At 67.8% G+C, this 1,782-nt stretch carries 2 protein-coding genes and 1 pseudogene; 1 reads left to right on the top strand and 2 read right to left on the bottom strand.

Translation table 11 applies throughout. From position 1 onward, the window contains the following. On the bottom strand, positions 1-611 hold a 611-nt coding region (locus tag BIS11_RS16565), incomplete at its 3' end, for a sensor histidine kinase N-terminal domain-containing protein (protein WP_253586586.1). Then, positions 608-1,282: a response regulator transcription factor gene (locus BIS11_RS16560; protein WP_253424729.1), complete on the bottom strand. Its 675-nt coding sequence runs from the start codon at positions 1,280-1,282 to the stop codon at positions 608-610. The genes BIS11_RS16565 and BIS11_RS16560, both read right to left, overlap by 4 nt. A 91-nt stretch (positions 1,283-1,373) precedes the next feature. On the opposite strand from BIS11_RS16560, the pseudogene BIS11_RS16555 reads away from it, so the two are divergent. Next, positions 1,374-1,782 (top strand): annotated as a pseudogene (locus BIS11_RS16555) (GNAT family N-acetyltransferase); the annotation flags it as partial.

The raw sequence follows: 1,782 nt of genomic DNA, 5'->3' as shown, positions 1-1,782 counted from the left end.
GGGTCGCGGTTTCTGATCTGCTCGGCCATGCGCGACAGCGGTGCCAGCCCCCAGCCGATCGACCACCATAAAAGCGCCGTGAGAAGCGGCAGGCCGAACAGGTCCGGCAGCAGCGTGCGCAGCGCCACGCGGGTGATCAGCTCGTCGCGCACGTCCTCGCGCTCGCCGACCACCACCTGGCGGGGGGTGCCGGCCACGTCGAGCACGTAGATCCGCCACTCGTGCTCGCCGATCATGACCGACGAGTAGCCCGGCGGGTAGGCGGCGAGTGGCGCATCCGGGGCACTCGCCGAGCGCAGCAGCAGCGCGTCGTCTTCCCAGAGCTGGAAGGCGAGCTTGCTCTCGTAGCGATGGCCGGTGGCGCGCTGTGGTCCGAGCTCGGCCTCGCGCAGCGCGCTTTCCAGGCTGTCGATCAGCACCGCGCGGTCGGCGTCGGGCAAGGGCGCCTGCAGCAGGCCCTCGAGCAGTCGGGCGTTCTGGGACAGGCTGGCGTCGTAGAGCTCCTCGATCTCCTGGGCGGCGTAGCGGTAGCTGATGAAGCCGATCACCAGCATGCTGAGGCCGAAGACCAGCAGCGCAAGCCCGAGCGTTCGACGGCGGATCGAATTCATGGCGGCGTGTCCTGGGGCTTGTCCATCACGTAGCCGATGCCGCGCACGGTGCGAATCACGTCGCTGAAGAGTTTCTTGCGCAGGTGGTGGACGTGCACCTCGATGGCGTTGCTCTCGACATCCTCCTCCCAGCCATACACCAGCTGGGCCAGGGTATCGCGGGTGAACACCCGCCCGGGGTGGCTCATGAACTCCTGCAACAGCGCAAGCTCCCGACGCGACAGCGCCACCTCCCGCGACTGGCAGGTGACGCTCAGGGTATGCGGGTCGAGGGTGATGCCGCGACAGCACAAGAGCCTGGTGGTCTGGCCCTGACTGCGGCGCAGAAGCGCGCGCAGGCGCGCTTTCAGCTCGTCCACCTCGAAGGGCTTGGTGAGATAGTCGTCGGCGCCGGCGTCGAGCCCGGCGATACGGCTGTCGACGTCGTCGCGGGCGGTGAGCACCAGAATGGGGACCCGGTTGCCCTGGCGGCGGACCGTCTCGAGAACCTCCATGCCGTCCACCCTGGGCAGACCAAGGTCCAGGATCACCGCGTCGAATGGCTCGTTCTTCAACGCGTTCAAGGCCTCCACACCGCTGGTAAGATGATCCACGGTATAGTGCTCGGGCTTCAAGGCCAGGCGAATGCCCGAGGCCAGGCTGGGATCGTCTTCGACCAGCAGAATACGCATAGGGGCGGATGACTCCTTCCAGTGAGAACAAGCTGCTCGAGCGCGGCTTGAAAACGCTTTTCAAACGCTCGCCAAGCGCCGGAAACCTAACATGCCACGCCACAAGCCTTTAGACCACTCTTGTATCGCGCCCTGCCCGGCACCTCGGCGGCGCGAGGCGCTGCTGCAGCTGGAGGCGGTTCACGACCCGGCCAGCCAACCCGCGCTCAACGCCGCCTTGCAGCGCGCCAAGGCCACGGGCGAGGCCGCCTGGGAGGGCCTGTGGGTTGCAAGCAGAGGCGAGCACATCGTCTCGGCGCTCTGGGTGGAGCCGCTGACGACGAAGACCGCCCGGCTGTGGCTGCCCGAGGTTATCGACGCCGCCGCACAGGCGCTGCTCGACGGCGTACGCCCGTGGCTGGCGGCCTCGGCGGTGACGCTTTGCCACCTCGCGCTCGACCCAGGCCAGCACGAGCGCGCCTCTCTTCTTGCGGCGAGCGGGCTCGAGCCTATCGCCACCC

It is taken from the genome of Halomonas sp. 707D4, from assembly GCF_024158685.1.
In the GTDB taxonomy this organism is placed as follows: Bacteria; Pseudomonadota; Gammaproteobacteria; order Pseudomonadales; family Halomonadaceae; genus Vreelandella.
Note: the sequence above shows the minus strand (reverse complement) of the source record. Positions and strands in the feature narration are given on the sequence as shown.

Bases quoted from the DNA above. Each gene is read 5' to 3' on its own strand.
- BIS11_RS16560 (WP_253424729.1), bottom strand. From the start codon at position 1,282: ATGCGTATTCTGCTGGTCGAAGACGATCCCAGCCTGGCCTCGGGCATT.